This is a genomic window from Vreelandella zhaodongensis, from assembly GCF_013415115.1.
In the GTDB taxonomy this organism is placed as follows: Bacteria; Pseudomonadota; Gammaproteobacteria; order Pseudomonadales; family Halomonadaceae; genus Vreelandella; species Vreelandella zhaodongensis.
The window spans coordinates 144,162-160,878 of sequence record NZ_JACCDD010000004.1; the positions used below are offsets into that span (position 1 = coordinate 144,162).

Genomic DNA, 16,717 nt, shown 5'->3' on the forward strand with positions numbered 1-16,717 from the left:
GACCTCATTACACGGCTATTCAGTATTGAAGGGAAAGACCCTATTACTCTAGGCTATGATGCAGGCTCTACGTTGACCAATTTAACAACCGAGCGACTCAGCTAGGAGACAACATGCCTTTACTTGATAGTTTTACCGTTGACCACACGATTATGAATGCCCCGGCAGTGCGTGTTGCCAAAACGATGAACTCGCCTTCCGGTGATACCATTACCGTGTTCGATTTGCGCTTCAACAAGCCCAATGAAGACATGATGGGTGAAAAAGGCATTCACACCCTAGAGCACTTATTTGCCGGATTTATGCGCAACCACTTAAATAGCGCAGAGGTCGAAATTATTGATATTTCACCGATGGGCTGCCGTACCGGGTTTTATATGAGCTTGTTGGGAAGCCCAAGCGAAGAGAGTGTCGGCAATGCCTGGCTGGCTGCTATGCGCGATGTACTCGCGGTAAATCGAATGGACGAGATTCCCGAGCTCAATGAGTACCAGTGCGGCACCTTCATTATGCACTCTTTAGAAGAAGCCAAACAGATTGCACAGAGCATCATTGAGCAAGGTATTGGGGTAAACAAAAACGACGACATCGCCCTTAGCCCCGAGCAACTAAAAGCCTTAGGTAACGATGTGAAGTGAGTTACTCAGGGCCATCAGCATTTTTTCAGAAGCCGCTCACCAAATTGATAGTAAGCGGCAGCTATTGCTAAAACCACGTTACTCCGTCGTGTCATGGCAAACTGACCGCCACTATTTCATTTCAGTGGTGGATCAGTTTGTCAGTGTGTTAGGCAGCGTAATCACCCCTTTCAAGTAAGGCGTAACGCGGCCTTTGATAATGACGCGGTCGCCTTCTATCTCGCAGCTCAGCGCACCTTTGCGGGCACCACCCTGGCGTGCGGTAAGCTTCTGCTTACCCAACCGTTTCGCCCAATAAGGCGCAAGCGAGGTATGCGCCGAGCCAGTAACAGGGTCTTCTTCCACACCTACTTTGGGGCCGAACCAGCGGGAGACAACGTCTACATCGCGGCCTTTCGCAGTAACGACAATGCCGCGGCCTGGAAGGCGCTTCAATTGCTGCATATCCGGCGTTAGCGATTCAATCAACTGCGCATCGTTAACCACCACCACGATATCGTCAGATATCAGCAGTTCTTCGATCTCGTTAATCCCTAGCGCTGCCTTTACCTCAGCTTCCATCGTGAAGGGTTCGACGACCTTTGCGGGAAAATCCATTGCCAGTTCATCGCCGTCACGCTGCACTAAAAGCTGGCCGCTGCGGGTCTCGAACTGCAGCAGTTCAGCACTATCGCCCAGCATATTAAAAATCACCCACGCCGCCGCCAGCGTGGCATGACCACACAAATCCACTTCTACCGCAGGGGTAAACCAGCGCAGCTGATAGCCAGATTCAGTCGGCACAAAAAAGGCGGTTTCAGAGAGGTTGTTCTCTGTGGCTATCGCCTGCAATAACCCATCATCTAGCCACGTTTCCAACGGACAAACCGCCGCAGGGTTACCTTCAAACGGTTTAGAGGCAAACGCATCGACTTGGTAAAGATCTATATTCATTACAGCCAGCCTTTTCTAACGTCATGGTCATTATGTTTTGGATAACACGAGGCGTTTGGCAAGGGCGCGACGCCTGACCTAGGGCGCCTCAACAGTGGCACGCCCTTTGGTGATAGAGCGGGCAAGCATCAGATACGCCACCGAGCCACAGGCGGCCATGGCAAGAATGACGGCTTCAAGCGTATGCGGCAACATGGTGGACAATGCGCTCAGCAGCCCAGCGACACCGAACTGGGCTGCGCCCAGAAGCGCTGCGGCCGTCCCGCCACTGGTGGGAAAGAACTCCAAAAAGCAGACCTGAATATTCGGCGAAATCGCCCCTATCGAGCCAATGGTCAGCATCATCGCGGGCAGGAAAACGTAAAGCGGCCACTCCATGAAGGTAGCCATCACCAGCAATAGTATACCGACTCCCTGGCAGGCCGTTGCCAGCTGCAGGATACGCAGCGACGGCAACCTGGAAAGCAGTATTCGATTGAGAATGTTGAAAATAAGCATCGCGACGATATTCGCCGCAAACAGCATCGAAAACGCCGAAGGGGACTGGCTGAAATGCCCCTGATAAATAAATGACGCATAGGTGATGAACATCATCAGGGTAGAAAAAGAGGCCGCCTGCCAAACGATGAACGGCAGGGCCGGTTTTGTCGACAGAACCAGCTTATAACGCGCCAGCAGGCTCATCTTAGGACTTTTCACTCGCGATACCTTGCCTGCACCGGTAAAGAGCACCCGCGCCAACAATGGCACCAGCAGCAACGCGTATGCCGCCAGGGCGAAAAAGATAGTGTGCCAGGAACCTAACAAAAGAATCGCGCTGCCTACGCTCGGAGCAATCCCTGGCGCCAGCACCATGATCAAGCCCATCATTGAAAACAGTTTCGCAGCTTCGCGGCCCGACACCCGGTCACGAACCAGCGCCGGCACAGATACCAAGGTACAGCCGGCGCCAAGGGCCTGAACTGCGCGCCCCCAGAGCAGCGTGTTCAAGGAATCCGCCATGCCAATGACAATGCTTGAGAGGGCAAAAATCGCCAGGCCGCTCATCAACACCCGCTGGCGCCCGAAGCGGTCTGAAAGCGCACCGCCGATTAACTGACCAAACGCCATCGCGAGTACATATACTGAAACGCTCAGCGATACCGCCTGCTGAGAAACCCCCAGCGATTCGCCGATAACCGGAAAGGCTGGCAGGTAAGTATCCATGGAAAACGGGCCCAGCATCATGGTCAATGCCAGGCTCAGCACCACAATGAAAGGCGTTTTAGATTGGGCCATAGTAGCTCGCGGTAAAAGGGCATAATGATGGACAACATCGACGATATGATACCAACTGGTGCTATCAAGGCAATCGAATAGCAAGCGGGGGACACCACTTAGCGAGCCGAATAGAGTTCATATTCGACTCATAGACAAGCCACAGGGATAGGAAAAGTATAGCTGGAAAAGTATAGATGAAGGGAAATGGGGGAAGAGGAATGAGTGGCGAGGAATGAATTAAGAGCATGACTGACACACTTGCTCGCGGTTACCCGGGAACGCCGAGGCGCCCCCAGGTTTAGAATCAGCATACGGCTAATGCTCAGCTCCAGCTGCCTTTACCACCGCCAACGCCGATAACGGTGGAGACGGCACCCGCCTGGAAGTGACCCAATAGCTTGCTGTGACAATCGAAGAACAGGATGCTCAGGTAAACTGGCGTGCCCTGAAATTCGAAACTCACCGTATCGCGATAGAGCCGTTCGAGATCATCGGTATAGACATCTCCAAAAAGGGCACCACCGCCAGGAGAGGAAGCGCCTCCAGCATGTCCATCAAAGGTCTTGCCATCGGTGATGCTGACCTGGAACTTGAGATAGAAGATCAAACTAGCCACGTTACCAGTGGCAGGATAAGCCTTCGTGGAAGCCATCAAAGCGTCAGCGACGTCATCGATCTGCTCAGGTTCGAGCTTTTCATGCATGGCAACACGAAAGTCGTGGGCGATCAGTTTTTTATCAATGGTTTGAGGAACATTAGTTTGAGGAGCATTCATGGTTAGATACCTCATGCGGATGTTGTGAAATCGGCGGCCGGTCATCGACCGCGGCTTACCTGCCCTAAGCATTTCAGCTGAGATACCGCGTAATCACAGCATCAGCTCGGTATCACCAACATCGCTAGTAATGGCCACACGAAGTACTACGGATCACTTCGGTATCAGCTTCTCTCGCGCCCTTGGCAGCAGCGCGCTCCTGGAAGACCCTGGAGCAAACAACTGCACAAGGAGAATAACGATGGACACTTCAACGCTTCGGGTTGCCATTATTGGCGGCGGCGTTTCTGGCCTATCACTGGCCTACTACCTGCAGAAACTCGGCGGCAAAGCAGCCCAGCAGATAGAAATCACCCTATTCGAGCGCAAAGCGACACTTGGTGGCAACGCCGAAACCGTATGGGTCGACCTAGGCAATCAGCGGCAACCGGGCAAGCCCGAGTCGCCCTATCGACGCTGGGCCGACCTGGGGGTCAATGATGTCAACTTGGCTACCTATCACCGCCTGCGCACGGTGCTCAGCGAGATCGGAGAACTAGAGCGCATGAAGCCGCTAGAGAATACTGAGAGCTACTTCAGCCGTGACGGAGCGATAGCCCTGACCGATGATAGCGACTTGGCCCGCGGTGTCAGCGACCCCGCTCACGAGCTAAATCAGGCCGAAGGGGGCAAGCTAGCACCGTTAATCACCGTGGTGCACCAAAGCGCCATCGACCTAGTAGAGAGCGGACGCATTACGCCCCGCTATACGGTGGATGACTTCTTCGACAGCTGTGTCGCCACGCCCGTCGAGATGCTGGCAGCCGCAGCGGATCATTTGAAAATCACCATCGACTGGCAGGATCCGGCGCTACCAGCTCGGCTGGAGCGAATCCGCCACACCATCTACTACCCACGCATATCGGCCATGTATTTCGCCGACGATCGCGGCCCGGGCGGTATGCCACTCCAAGCCCCCTTCGAGTATTACCGTATTCAGGAAGGTGGCTCGCCCCCGGACCGCCGTTACTTCGAGCATGGCTCCCAGCACTGGCTTGAGGCTTTGGCCGCTTATATCGCCAACCCCAAGACTCAGGGCCCAAGCGTCAAAATTCTGCGCGGCATCGACGTAGAGGCAAGGCTCTCGCCCCAGGGCGCAACGCTGACCGAGCGTACCGCCTCAGGCGAACGCCGCTGGCAGGCAGACCTTCTCCTCATGGCCACCCATGCTGAAGATGCGCTGCCGATGCTGACCTTTGGCGACGGCCTGACTGAGATCCAGCAAGGCCTTCAGCATATTCTTGGCAAGGTGCGCTACACCCGCAGCTTCAGCGTCTGTCACACCGCTGCTGCCCGCTTGCCACCCAATCGCAACTTATGGCGCACCTACAATATCGAAGTACGGAACCTTGAAGACACCTTCTTCCCCTACCGTATCGACTATGTCGCCAACCGCCACCAGAACGATGCAGAGAACAGTGATTACAATCAGGCAGGCCTGCCGCAGTACTTCGTCTCTCTGGTAGATGATCTCAACAAGATTCCCCGCCGCGAGATGCTTGAGCGGCGCCCTTCACCCCTGAACGACGCCATCGCCAGCGAGCCAAACGAAGCTGGCTACCGAGACCGCTTGCCGCCACTGGGCAGCGCTCTAGAAGCCAAAGCCTGGACTCTGTTCAAGCACAATGTGCTGGATGCCAACTGCCTGGAAGCTCAAGCGGAAATCGAGCGCTATAACCGAACCACTGCCCAAGGACGTTTCGAGGGAAACCAGAACGTCTGCCCGTTGCTGTTTGCTGGTGGCTGGACACGCGGCGCAGGCCTACAAGAGCAGTGCCTGGAACAGTCGGAGCATCTCATCGCCTTGCTACTGGGAGATACCGGATCAACGTAAAGATAACGCGCGGCGACTAGTAACGGCTGGCAGCCAGACAAGGCATCGTCATCAGCAGGCCAGCCGCTTCGCCCTGGTGCCAGCACTCTCGTAAGGCTTCCAGGGCGCCCTCCACACTGCTCTTCTCACCGCGCTTCTGGCCGCTTTCCAACCAACCGGCGTGAGCTTCGATCAGGGCGCAGTGGTGCTCGCCCCAGGCACAGGGCTCCGCTGCCATCAGCTGGGTCAAGCGCTGGGCATAGTGGCGGGCTGCGGAGGGACGACGGTCAAGCAAGCTAACCTCCGCCGCCGCGACCAAAAAACGGTAGCCGTTATGCCCCACGCAGCCAGCATCCAGCAGCGCTTCCCCCTGTTGCAGCGTTGCCAAGCGAGCCTCGGAATCCTCTTCCAACAACGCCCGAGTGCCAAGCACCCAAGGGCCAATAAAGGCCGTCAGGCTGTGCTGCTCCACCAATTGCCAGGCACGCTCGATACTGGCTCGCGCCTCGGTCAGTCGTCCAGTGATCAGCTCGATACGGGCACGGCTCTCCAGCAGAAAGGCCTCAAAGCGCCCTGATCCCAGGCCGCGAGCCACTGCCAGCGCCTGTGTGACCTGCTCGTCGGCCGCATCGGGATTGTCCTGGGAAATCAACACCCAGCCCGCCGTTAGCCGAGCTACCACTTCAGCCCGCCGATTGCCCACTCGCTTGCCCAGCTCGGCAGCATCGAAACAGTCGGCCAATGCCGCCTCGGTCTCGTTGGCATAGAGCCGAGCCGTACCCAGCATAAACAGATTCGAGGCCTCTAGGTCAGCGTGGCCGTGGGTTCGGCAGAGTGTTACACAGTGGTCAAAAAGCTCGTAGGTGCTGCGCATCTGCCCCTCGGCATAGTGCGCGTCGCCCAGTCCGCTCAGGGCTTGGATTTCGGTATGCGCATCGCCACCCAACCGGGCCTGCTCCAATGCCCGAGTGTGATAGGCCCGGCTGGTGGCAAAATCGCCCCGGGGAAAATAGAGATTACCCTTGAGATAGAGCACTTCGGCCAGGGGTAAAGGGTCCTTTAGCGTCTCGGCCAGGGGCAGTAGCCCATCGAGTATCGCTTCTTCTGCCTCTAGGGCATCGAGCATGTTCAGCACCCGGGCGAGCCAAAGGTCAGCGGTAATGCGCTGACACTCCTCTCGGGCGAACGTGCGCGCCGCCTCGAAGTGCTCGCGAGCCGCCTGGATACGCCCGGTTGCCATCGCTACTTGGCCTTGCAGCAGCACCAATCGGTACTCATCCTTCGGCGCATAATCGATAGCTCGGCATTGTTTCAGCAGCGCCAGGGCTTCCTCATGCCGATAACGGAGCATTTCCGCCGCCACCGCCTGCAGGAACGCGTTCGGTGCTTCCAGGGAACGCGCGCGGTGAAGATGGCGTGCACGCAGCCCCGGCTCCGTTTCACCATAGAGCTCGGCCAGCCGGAGATGCAAGCGGTCGCGCTGTATTTTGGGAATCCCTTCGTAGATGCCCTGCAGAATCAGGTCATGCACAAAGCGATAACTGCCCTCTTCCAGCGGGCGTACCAAACTGTAGCGCTGGGGGAGTTCAGGTCGATAATCGGCCTGCCCCAACACTTCCTGCAGCAATGCTAGTGAGAAGCGCTGCCCCATAACGGCGGCGACGCACATGGCCCGACGATCCAAATCGGTGAGCTGATCCAGTTTGGTCTGTACCAGATTAGCGAGGCTGGCTGGCAAGCTGCAGTGGGGATGAAACAGCAACAGCTGAGTCAGAAACAGCGGATTGCCCTGAGCCTGGGTGACAAGGCGGGTGGCTTGCTCGGCGGGTACCGCTGCGAAGCTGGCCACCAGAGCTTCGGCCTCTTGGGGGCGCAATGGCGGAATTTCGATCAGGGTTAGCGGCGACTCAGGCAACTGTGGCCTCAGCCGGGTCTCTAGCGGATCCTGCTCTAAGCGTGAGGTAAACAGCCAGATCACCGGCGCTTCCAGGGTCTCCTGGAGTAGCCCAGTCAAGGTTCCCAACAGCGCCTCATCGGCCCAGTGAAGGTCTTCCACCACCAGCAATTGTGGGCGATGAATCGACCGCGCCAGGAGAATATCGCGCAGTGCCAGTACCAAACGCTGGCTGCGGGTCTCCGGGGTCATGGCCGCATAGAGACGCTGCGCATCCTCTGGCTGAGCCAGCCCCAGCAACGGGCGCAGCAGCATGGCATGATCCACGGGCAAGCGCAGCGCCGAAAGGCGAGCGAGCAGGTGTGCGTCGTCTATCGTTTCACCTTTCGTCTCATCGGACGTTTGAAGCAGCGAACGAGTCAGCTGCATCAACGGACCTTCATCGGCACGCGTGCCGAAGTCCAACACCTCGGCCTGATGATGATCGGCATGCGCCGCCGCCATCTCGGCAAACTCGGCGCTTAGGCGCGTCTTGCCGATGCCTGCCACGCCGCGAATATAGATCAGGTGGCCAGCCTGATAGTCACGGGTACTCTCTAAAATGGCCTGCAGCTGCCCCAACTGCACCCGTCGCCCCACCAGTTCAAAGCGGGCCTCTTGAGATTCGTCTCTGGGATGACAGTAGCGCAGCCAATCCCCGCCTTCATCATCGAAGATAAAGCGCTCCGCCAACTGCACCGCCACCCCACGCTCAACCCAAACACCGCTAAGCGCCTCCGCTATCGAAGGGGGCGTAGCGGACGGCCATTGACCAGCCTGGAGATATACGCCTTTGGCCACCCCCTGTTCCACCAGAGTAGCAGCGCACAATAGGCCCCGCTGGGCATCGCTACGGTAAGCCCGGGGCAGCCCAAACAGGGCCGTCCCCCCTTCCGCTAGGCTGCCGCCGAAATGCTGCACCCAGGTCGCTAGAGTCGACTGGTCAGCCGTAACGGCATGCAGCTGGATCAGGATGCGAGCGCTTTCCATCTCCTCGCTATCAGCGACAGACACAGCAACCTCTTTCGCATCCGCCGACAGCGCTTCGACCTCAACGCCGTAGATCTCAGCCAAATGGCGAGCAGTACGATAAAGCACCGCCCGTCCGCTCTCGGCCCGCTTGATGGAAGCAATAGAGACGCATAGGCGCTGGTCGAAGCAGTACTCGGCCAGCGCCTCCTGACTCAAACCAAGCCGCTTGCGGTGCTGCTTCAAGCGCTGGCGATCCAGCCGCAAGCGCCCATCGTGGGGAGCAATCATGATTGGCTTCCTTTACTGAGCGCACAGAAAAAAGCCCCTTTGACTTAGCAGCGCGGCTCACGCTGAAACGTCAACAGGCTCTAGTGTTTTAGCATTAGATGGCTCTAAAAACCATTCGGCATCGCTACTGCTAGCGTCAGCAAGCAACGGCTTGCTTCTATCACGATTTTTTCTTGCGCAGTACAGCCACCGGAGCCGTTAAAACAAGGCGACGACCGGCAATAATCGGCATTCTGTAGACACTGCCGCAGCATCCCTGGCACGTAAAAAAGGAGGCCAAGGCCTCCTTCTCAACGCATCATCATCAATGCTGTTCTGTGTAAAAATCAGGCGAGGACGTTGATGTACGGATCGAACCAGAAGTATCCCTTAGACTTTCCGTTCACATACACCGCGAACTCGATCCCGTAATTCAGGAGCCCAACAGAATCCCCGATGGCTAATGTCACGTAGGGGGTGTGGATACGCGGACTCTTGGGGACGCCATCCTTTCCCGCCATCACTCCCCCACTCTTCCAGTACTCCAAGAACGGCTCAGTATCGTCGGACCACTTGGGCTGCGTATCGGTATCGTAATCGAACCCATACGCCTCGGCGTGCTCCTCCATGAATGAGGGCAGAGCGAGCGGTGTATCATTTCCGAGCACATTGATTTGTGTTGCTGGATCGGACGGCGTACCAGTCACAAAGGTCTTAATAACACCATCTTCACCTTGCCACGAGTGCGCGATGAACCGAACCGGTGCAATAATGACGCTTGGACGCCGACTTACATCCTCCAGCCAGACCTGGACCTGTTCTTCCACCTGAACAGGCACATGATAATCGCCGTCGTGAGAGGTCGAGGTAGCCTTATCCTTACTGACAAGCATCTTAGGATGCCCCACCGCACTAGGCTGATCAAAACTTCCACCCTCGACCACAAAAGAATCAAGATCCACTGTAAAAATAATCTGCGTTGCCATTGTTATTTTATTTCCTTTATTTGAGTTATGCGTTATCGCGTGCTGAGTGATTTACTCCGTGTGCAGCCCCAAACACATCAGCTAAATCAAATTAGATCACAATAATAATTAGCGCAAGATATTTGACGTAAAAATGATACCTGTGTAACTAATCAGGAAGCAAACACCCTAAAACATCGCTTAAAAAGTTAACTAAGCAGCTGCTTTTTTTGGCAAAAATAAATTAGCCACTGAGTTTTTCGATATTTTAAATCCATACTAGAGCACCAAGCATTGCGTTATCTATTGTATTAAAATCAATGCAAAAAATACCTAACACCTTGATTTTTTAAAATAAATAACAAAAAATAAGACAAGTTGACAGATCAGCCAACTTATCACCGCCTTTCTATCCGACGGTATGATTCTCCACTTTAGTTTTTTCTCAGCGATGACAGGGGAATAAATCGCCAAAACGCTAATCATCAAACATTTTCAAATAAAATCGATATTTTATTAAATTAAACTAATATTATAAAAACAAACACTATAATAAACACATTACAAAAACAACAACGTTTTCTATAGTTTAAATTTCACTGGTCTTTAGGGGCTCATGATACTCAAATCATGAGCGCTAAAAGAGTGAAATATACGCTACTTTAAGATGACCATCGGCGTTATTCGTCCCAAACGGAGCCGTCGACTTGATAGCCTTGTGATACGGCAATAGCTGCAATAAGGCTGATCAAGATCGATTAGGTGCGGATTCAGCAGCGCCCACCTAGATGTTGTTCAGACATGACCACTCCTTGTCACTATAGGCTGACACCTGAAAAGCCATCAACCCGTTGTATTCCATGGCAATGACATAGAGCATCAAGTCATAGCATAGTGGCTTGTGTACTCTCTACGCCAAAAGCGGTCAATATTGCTGCTCCCAGAGGTACATGAGCCGACTACCACTCCTATTCAGATCATATAATGAGCCGATTATGGTTTATATTCGGCTCATGGGCTAACACACAGTGTAAAAATGAACAGCAAGCCTGCCAGACAGAGATTACCTCTCTTGCTAACCTTGCCAACCGTACCTATATTCATATTTGTTACTTTTGAATATAGGAAGAGAATCATGGCTACGACCAGTCTTAGCTTAGGGGAGCACTGGGAAGTCTTTATCAGAAACGAGGTCGCCAGCGGCCGCTACGGCTCCGCCAGTGAGGTTGTGCGTGATGCGTTACGTGCAATGGAAGAGCGCAAAAGCAAACTTGAAGCGCTTCGCACTCACTTAGCCCAAGGTGCAGAGCAAGCGAGAGCAGGTGAATTCGTGGATGATTTTTCGATGGATGCCCTAATCAACGACTTGGATAGCGAGGCTTGATGCCCACTTTCCATATCACGCCGAGAGCAAGAGACGATTTAAAAAATATCGGCCGCTATACGGAGTGGCAATGGGGCAAGAACCAACGAAATACCTATTTGAAGAATTTTGAAAAACGGTTTCACTGGCTCGCAGAAAATCCCCAGCAGGGAAAGCACCGCTCGGATGTTAGCGAGGGTTATTACAGCTACCCTCAGGGCCAGCACGTTATCTTTTATCTAATCGGCCAGGAATGTATTGATATCATTGGCATTCCTCACAAAGAGATGGATATCGTTTCATATTTTCTGCCTGATTGATCACCAACACTCCTTCAAGAACTGCTTACCCACGGGATTAAGCGGCTGTCGTTTAGGCCAAAAGACAATCAGGTTCCAGTCGCGCCTTGGTGATAGCGGCCGCGTCACTACGTTAGCCGTTGGCTTATTGCTTAACGCCAAGGTAGGAACCAAGCTAACACCGACATCGCCAGCGACCATCTGCAATAGCGTACGGGTGTCGCGTACCCAGAAGTCCATCTGGAATGTATCAACCTCCTCCAACGAGTGGTTAAATATCTGCTGGATCAGCGCCTCACATCCGCCTGACGACATAACAAGCGGGTGCTCCGCCAGTTCCGCCAGTTCCGCCAGTTCCGCCAGTTCCGCCACCGTCACACTGGCTTGTTTGCTGAGGAGATGGCTTGCCGACAGTACGGCAACAATCTCATCCCTCTTTAATAACTGCCAATCAAAGTGCTCACGCCAGTAGGTGAGGTTCAGTTGGGTGATATCGGTTGTGACACCCAAATTGATCACGCCGCTTTCCACCCACTCCTTTATCTCCTTCTCCATGCCTTCCAGAACCAGGCTGATGGTATCTGGTCAAGGCCAATCCATCGATTTGCTTGCACATATCCACGGATTCACTGCAAAGGTAAACCGTAAGATCGGTGCCGGGCGGGTCAAGTCATCATCTCTTTTTATTTTGAGATGTAAGAGCTCTTTGTTTCCCAATATCAAAATTAAGTATCTGACTTAACCTTTGCTTGTCGGCATCGCTTGTTTTAAACATATATAAATGCCTAATAACAATTGACTCTAAAAGCCTCCTTGAAAAATAATTACCTTCAGTAATTTTCTTTATTTCACTTATATATGCAAAAGGAATATTTCCTGGCATTTCCATACGTGTAGATAAATCTATCAGCTTGTAAGCGACCACTTCCTTTTCTCTTGCCACCTCACTTATTACTTCCTTGAGCTTAACTGAACTAACTGAAGCTGCTGCTTTATGTATAAAAGAAAAAGACATAATACCAAAAATATCAAATAACAATTTTTTTGCTATTTTTTCATTATCATCTCCAGGTGATGACTTTTCATCCATTATAGTTGTAAGCTCTCTTATCAAAGGCTCTTGAGCTTTTTCTAAAACCATAAAAAAGTGTTTTAAAGCACGAAGAGGTGCTTCAAAAGACTCATCTATTATTTCTTTTTTAAAAGAATTTCTTAATGAGCCGTAATAATTTTTAGCAATTAAACCAAGTATTTCGACAGTTTTAAACATAAGATTTATTTTGTCTTGGAAATTCAATTCTTCTAGTGGTTGAGTATACTCATCCACTTCGCCATCAACCTCCATATTATCTTTATTTTTCCTTTCCACCTCTTGGTTTCTTTCAGGATCAACCTCACCAATAATGACCTTTGAAGTCTCTTCAATAAAGTCATTCAAAAACTCTGTATCACCATTAAATGAAATAGGCTCAACCTCTGAAAAAAGATCAGATGACACATTTATTATTTTTTTTATAATATCTGTTCTGTTTGTATGATGCGTTAGAAAAATAACAGCATGAGCATTATCTCTAACATACAAGTGATCACAACACTCTTTCACAATTTCTTTTATACTTTCATCTTCCCAATTAATTGCTAGATATTTCCCCAGGAAAAAGAAATATATATAAGAATATGAGAAGTAATAGAAATCTTGACTAAAAGTTAAAATTTTCGCCTTTAAAAGCTTTTGCCTCCTTTCTTCAAAGTCAACTTTGGTGTATTCTCTTGAGTAAAAACTATTATAAGCCAGAAAGTCTTCCGACGAGATATTTTTATCTCCATGCTTTTTCATCTCAAAGGCCAACAAACTACAATAATTAAATAGCTCATCAAGCTGATCTGGTTTAAAATTAACTCTTTTCAGAGAGTTTGTAATTAAATATTGATAGTAGTACCCGTATGAGCTATTTTGAATACCACTATCTTGTGCAGCCTCAAAACTCTGTAAAAGAGTTAGCAAATAGAAAGGAGTCGAAGGTACTAAATGCTTACCAATAACTGAATTTATAGAAGCTTCAGCTTCAGATATTTTATGAGCAGGATCTTCAAAATTACCCTCTAAATCATAAGACGCTCCGTTCCACTTCTTTATTAGCTTATGTCTCAATTGATGACCAAAAGGCAGTATCTCATATCTTTCAAAGTCTTGAGAAACATTTGCTATGTCTGCATCCGTTAAATCCCCGTATTCAAGACTTGTACCTGTAGTAACAATAACTCTTTCAAATCTATCAATAAAGTATTTCAAAAACTTTGCACGATGTTCTGAGGCAGCTCGCAATTGATCAAAATTATCCAAGTAAACAATTTTCTTTGACTTTGGGGTTTGATTATAATCATTTAAAAAACTCTTCGAGTACTGTTTCTCTACGCTTTTATTAACATGCTTTTCCACTTTTGAAAGGCTTGCATTTCTAACATCTAAACAATCTATATATATTGGAGCAAAGCCCAAATGGTGGTGCTTCAAAAAAAATTCATAAAGCAAAAAAGTTTTTCCTGCGCTCTCGCCTCCGCGCAAGAATAGATTTCCGCCAGAATCAACAAGTTCTAAAGAATTGCAGTATTCTTCTTCATCAACATTAGCATCACTTTTTTTCAGCTCTGGAAAAACAAAAACATCATCCCTATGCAAAGAAGATTTAGTTGGGTGAACAAAATTCCCACCTACGTCTTTTATTTTCTCATAAAATTCATCTGAGAGGCCGCTTGATTTTTGGTTTGCAAAAAAATTACTATATGAAATCCACCCACTCTCTCTTTTCTCAATAAAGCAATCTTTTGAATCATCCCAACTATAACCTGATTCAGAAAAAACCTCTCTTTCTATATCAAAAACTAAAACAGAAAATTCACCATCCAAGATACTGGAATCCTGCTGCAAAGCTCCAGCTTCAATATGATAAAACTTACTACTATTAGAGTTTATAACATTAGAGCTTAAAGAGGTATGTTCATGTCCTGACAAAATCATTGAAGACACTGAACATATTTTATCTTTCAAGTCATGATAACTTCCCTGACCAAACCAATTAAAGGGGTGATGCATAAGAGAAATAACAATACTTTTTCCTTGATCATCACTGGTCACGTCACTAATAAACTCAACTGGATAAACCATTTCTCCCTGTTTTTCATTCAATTCAGACATCCATGAAAAATTCAAAGAGTTAAATTTAATAGTAGCTTCTTCAAAAGAAAACGAGTATGATTTAAAAAGCTTTGAATCCAAGCTTGGTGTTGGGCTCATTTCCGTTAAAAACTTTTCATACTCATCTAAGACAGACACACACTCTCTTATAACACCTTCACCCAGTTCATTCCTTGGGTTTTTCTTAACATTTTCAATAAGAATTTTTCTTACTTCATTACTTTTATCAAAGTCGCAATCGTGATTTCCAGGGCAAAACAAAAAACTAGCGTTTACATTGTATTCATCAAAAATATTATCTTTTATTTTGTTCAGAAAAACTTTAGCTGCTTCATACTGATCGGCTTTTCCGCTAAATGCTATATCACCAGTCACTGCAAAAAAAACATGTTCCACATCTGGCATATGCCTATAGCAAGCAGCTGCTATTTTTTCGTGTTGGCTTAGAACCAAATCATCTTCTGAACGTATATGTATATCACTTATATGAATCACAGAAAATTTCATTGCAACCCCATCATTAAATAACCTAGGAAAGTTATTAATAACTAACAGCAAGTTAAAAAGCAATTACTTTTTATGCTTAAAAATAACTATAAAACAGCTTTTTTTGTAAAAAAAGCCACTCGGTGATTGAGCGGCTTTTTCCTTAAAGAATTAATTTTCAGCCAAAAAACTCACTCCCACTCAATCGTCGCAGGCGGCTTACTACTCACATCATAAGTAACCCGCGAAACGCCTTCCAACTCATTGATAATCCGGTTGGAGACCTTCTCCAGCAGCTCGTAGGGCAGGTGCGCCCAGCGGGCGGTCATGAAGTCGATGGTTTCGACCGCGCGTAGCGCGATGACCCATTCGTAGCGGCGGCCGTCGCCTACTACGCCTACGGATTTCACCGGTAGGAACACGGCGAAGGCTTGGCTGGTTTTTTCGTACCAACCGGCGGCGCGTAGCTCTTCGATGTAGATGGCGTCGGCATCACGCAGGATGTCGGCGTACTCTTTCTTCACTTCACCCAGAATACGCACGCCCAGGCCGGGGCCAGGGAACGGGTGGCGGTAAACCATATCGTAAGGCAAGCCGAGTTCGAGGCCGAGTTTGCGCACTTCGTCTTTAAACAGTTCGCGCAGCGGCTCAACCAGCTTGAGCTTCATGGTTTCCGGCAGGCCACCGACGTTGTGGTGGGATTTGATCACGTGGGCTTTGCCGGTTTTAGAGGCGGCGGATTCGATCACATCCGGGTAGATGGTGCCCTGGGCCAGGAAGTCGACGCCGTCAATTTTGCTGGCTTCTTCATCGAATACGTCGATAAAGGTGTTGCCGATAATCTTGCGCTTGGCTTCTGGGTCTTTCTCGCCCTTCAGCTTGCCGAGGAACAGCTCTTCGGCGTCGACACGAATCACCTTCACGCCCATGTGCTTGGCGAAGGTTTCCATGACTTGGTCGCCTTCGTTTTTGCGCAGCAGGCCGTTATCGACGAATACGCAGGTCAGTTGGTCGCCAATGGCTTTATGCAGCAGCGCCGCCACAACCGAGGAGTCGACACCACCGGAAAGGCCAAGCAGTACATGGCGGTCGCCTACTTGCTCGCGTACGCGCTGTACTTGGTCTTCGATGATTTGTGCAGGCGTCCAGAGTTTTTCGGCACCGCAAATATCCAGCACGAAGTGCTCAAGAATGCGCTGGCCTTGCAGGGTGTGGGTCACTTCTGGGTGGAACTGTACGCCGTAGAACTGCTTCTCTTCCCAGGCCATGGCGGCAATTGGGCAGCTCGGCGTGGAAGCGGTCACGGTGAAGGTGTCAGGGACTTGGGAGACCTTGTCGCCGTGGCTCATCCATACGTCTAGCAGGCCTTTGCCGCTGTCGGTATCGATGTGGTCTTTGATGTCTTTGAACAGCGGAGTATCGCCATCGATTTGAATCTGAGCGTAGCCAAATTCGCGCTGGTTGGAACCTTCCACTTTGCCGCCAAGCTGCTCGGCCATGGTCTGCATGCCGTAGCAAATACCAAACACCGGCAGGCCCATTTCGAACACGCACGCCGGTGCTCGCGGGGAGTCCAACTCGGTCACGGATTCCGGGCCACCAGCCAGGATGATGCCGTTAGGGTTGTATTCGCGAATTTCTTCTTCGGTGATATCGAAGGCGCGGATTTCGGAGAATACACCGATCTCACGTACACGGCGGGCGATCAGCTGGGTGTACTGGGAGCCGAAGTCAAGAATCAGGATCTTATGGGCGTGGATGTCACTCATGGCGGGGTC

At 50.5% G+C, this 16,717-nt stretch carries 12 protein-coding genes; 4 read left to right on the forward strand and 8 right to left on the reverse strand.

The window, feature by feature from the left end:
• Positions 1–113: 113 nt before the first annotated feature.
• A complete protein-coding gene (gene luxS, locus HZS79_RS08785; RefSeq protein ID WP_179927637.1) occupies positions 114–638 on the forward strand; it encodes an S-ribosylhomocysteine lyase in 525 nt (174 codons plus the stop codon).
• A gap of 132 nt (positions 639–770) precedes the next feature.
• On the opposite strand, the gene HZS79_RS08790 is transcribed toward luxS, so the two are convergent.
• The 3 genes from HZS79_RS08790 to HZS79_RS08800 form a co-directional block, all read right to left on the reverse strand.
• Positions 771–1,571: a PhzF family phenazine biosynthesis protein gene (locus HZS79_RS08790; RefSeq protein WP_179927638.1), complete on the reverse strand. Its 801-nt coding sequence runs from the start codon at positions 1,569–1,571 to the stop codon at positions 771–773.
• Between the two features lie 78 nt (positions 1,572–1,649).
• Positions 1,650–2,849, reverse strand: a complete 1,200-nt coding sequence (locus HZS79_RS08795; RefSeq protein WP_162219938.1) for a Bcr/CflA family efflux MFS transporter — start codon at positions 2,847–2,849, stop codon at positions 1,650–1,652.
• A 304-nt stretch (positions 2,850–3,153) separates the two neighbouring features.
• Positions 3,154–3,606 (reverse strand): VapA/VapB family virulence-associated protein, encoded by a 453-nt coding sequence (locus HZS79_RS08800; protein ID WP_246311440.1) that lies wholly within the window; start codon positions 3,604–3,606, stop codon positions 3,154–3,156.
• Positions 3,607–3,847: 241 nt separating this feature from the next.
• On the opposite strand from HZS79_RS08800, the gene HZS79_RS08805 reads away from it, so the two are divergent.
• Entirely contained in the window at positions 3,848–5,479 is a 1,632-nt protein-coding gene (locus HZS79_RS08805; RefSeq protein WP_246311441.1) for an FAD-dependent oxidoreductase, read from the forward strand.
• Positions 5,480–5,495: 16 nt separating this feature from the next.
• Here the strand turns inward: HZS79_RS08805 and HZS79_RS08810 are convergent, their stop codons facing one another.
• The gene (locus HZS79_RS08810; RefSeq protein WP_179927641.1) at positions 5,496–8,651 is read right to left on the reverse strand and encodes an ATP-binding protein; all 3,156 of its coding nucleotides are present in this window, start codon (positions 8,649–8,651) and stop codon (positions 5,496–5,498) included.
• A gap of 326 nt (positions 8,652–8,977) precedes the next feature.
• Positions 8,978–9,616 carry a hypothetical protein gene (locus HZS79_RS08815; protein ID WP_179927642.1) on the reverse strand — a complete coding sequence of 213 codons (639 nt, stop codon included), beginning with the start codon at positions 9,614–9,616 and terminating at the stop codon, positions 8,978–8,980.
• Positions 9,617–10,730: 1,114 nt separating this feature from the next.
• Here HZS79_RS08815 and HZS79_RS08820 point away from each other — a divergent pair.
• Positions 10,731–10,979 (forward strand): type II toxin-antitoxin system ParD family antitoxin, encoded by a 249-nt coding sequence (locus HZS79_RS08820; protein ID WP_162218123.1) that lies wholly within the window; start codon positions 10,731–10,733, stop codon positions 10,977–10,979.
• Positions 10,979–11,278 carry a type II toxin-antitoxin system RelE/ParE family toxin gene (locus HZS79_RS08825; protein WP_179927643.1) on the forward strand — a complete coding sequence of 100 codons (300 nt, stop codon included), beginning with the start codon at positions 10,979–10,981 and terminating at the stop codon, positions 11,276–11,278. The genes HZS79_RS08820 and HZS79_RS08825 overlap by 1 nt, the downstream gene beginning before the upstream one ends.
• Here HZS79_RS08825 and HZS79_RS08830 read toward each other — a convergent pair whose 3' ends face one another.
• The 3 genes from HZS79_RS08830 to guaA all read right to left on the reverse strand — a co-directional run bounded on the left by HZS79_RS08830 (position 11,279) and on the right by guaA (position 16,708).
• Positions 11,279–11,812 (reverse strand): LysR family transcriptional regulator substrate-binding protein, encoded by a 534-nt coding sequence (locus HZS79_RS08830; RefSeq protein WP_246311442.1) that lies wholly within the window; start codon positions 11,810–11,812, stop codon positions 11,279–11,281.
• A gap of 118 nt (positions 11,813–11,930) precedes the next feature.
• Positions 11,931–14,960: an anti-phage protein gene (locus tag HZS79_RS08835; RefSeq protein WP_179927644.1), complete on the reverse strand. Its 3,030-nt coding sequence runs from the start codon at positions 14,958–14,960 to the stop codon at positions 11,931–11,933.
• A 170-nt stretch (positions 14,961–15,130) separates the two neighbouring features.
• Positions 15,131–16,708 carry a glutamine-hydrolyzing GMP synthase gene (gene guaA, locus HZS79_RS08840; RefSeq protein ID WP_083001467.1) on the reverse strand — a complete coding sequence of 526 codons (1,578 nt, stop codon included), beginning with the start codon at positions 16,706–16,708 and terminating at the stop codon, positions 15,131–15,133.
• Positions 16,709–16,717: the final 9 nt, after the last annotated feature.

Bases quoted from the DNA above. Each gene is read 5' to 3' on its own strand.
- HZS79_RS08795 (WP_162219938.1), bottom strand. From the start codon at position 2,849: ATGGCCCAATCTAAAACGCCTTTCATTGTGGTGCTGAGCCTGGCATTG.
- guaA (WP_083001467.1), bottom strand. From the start codon at position 16,708: ATGAGTGACATCCACGCCCATAAGATCCTGATTCTTGACTTCGGCTCC.
- HZS79_RS08805 (WP_246311441.1), top strand. From the start codon at position 3,848: ATGGACACTTCAACGCTTCGGGTTGCCATTATTGGCGGCGGCGTTTCT.
- HZS79_RS08810 (WP_179927641.1), bottom strand. From the start codon at position 8,651: ATGATTGCTCCCCACGATGGGCGCTTGCGGCTGGATCGCCAGCGCTTG.
- HZS79_RS08835 (WP_179927644.1), bottom strand. From the start codon at position 14,960: ATGAAATTTTCTGTGATTCATATAAGTGATATACATATACGTTCAGAA.
- HZS79_RS08815 (WP_179927642.1), bottom strand. From the start codon at position 9,616: ATGGCAACGCAGATTATTTTTACAGTGGATCTTGATTCTTTTGTGGTC.
- HZS79_RS08820 (WP_162218123.1), top strand. From the start codon at position 10,731: ATGGCTACGACCAGTCTTAGCTTAGGGGAGCACTGGGAAGTCTTTATC.
- HZS79_RS08800 (WP_246311440.1), bottom strand. From the start codon at position 3,606: ATGAATGCTCCTCAAACTAATGTTCCTCAAACCATTGATAAAAAACTG.
- HZS79_RS08790 (WP_179927638.1), bottom strand. From the start codon at position 1,571: ATGAATATAGATCTTTACCAAGTCGATGCGTTTGCCTCTAAACCGTTT.
- HZS79_RS08830 (WP_246311442.1), bottom strand. From the start codon at position 11,812: ATGGAGAAGGAGATAAAGGAGTGGGTGGAAAGCGGCGTGATCAATTTG.
- HZS79_RS08825 (WP_179927643.1), top strand. From the start codon at position 10,979: ATGCCCACTTTCCATATCACGCCGAGAGCAAGAGACGATTTAAAAAAT.
- luxS (WP_179927637.1), top strand. From the start codon at position 114: ATGCCTTTACTTGATAGTTTTACCGTTGACCACACGATTATGAATGCC.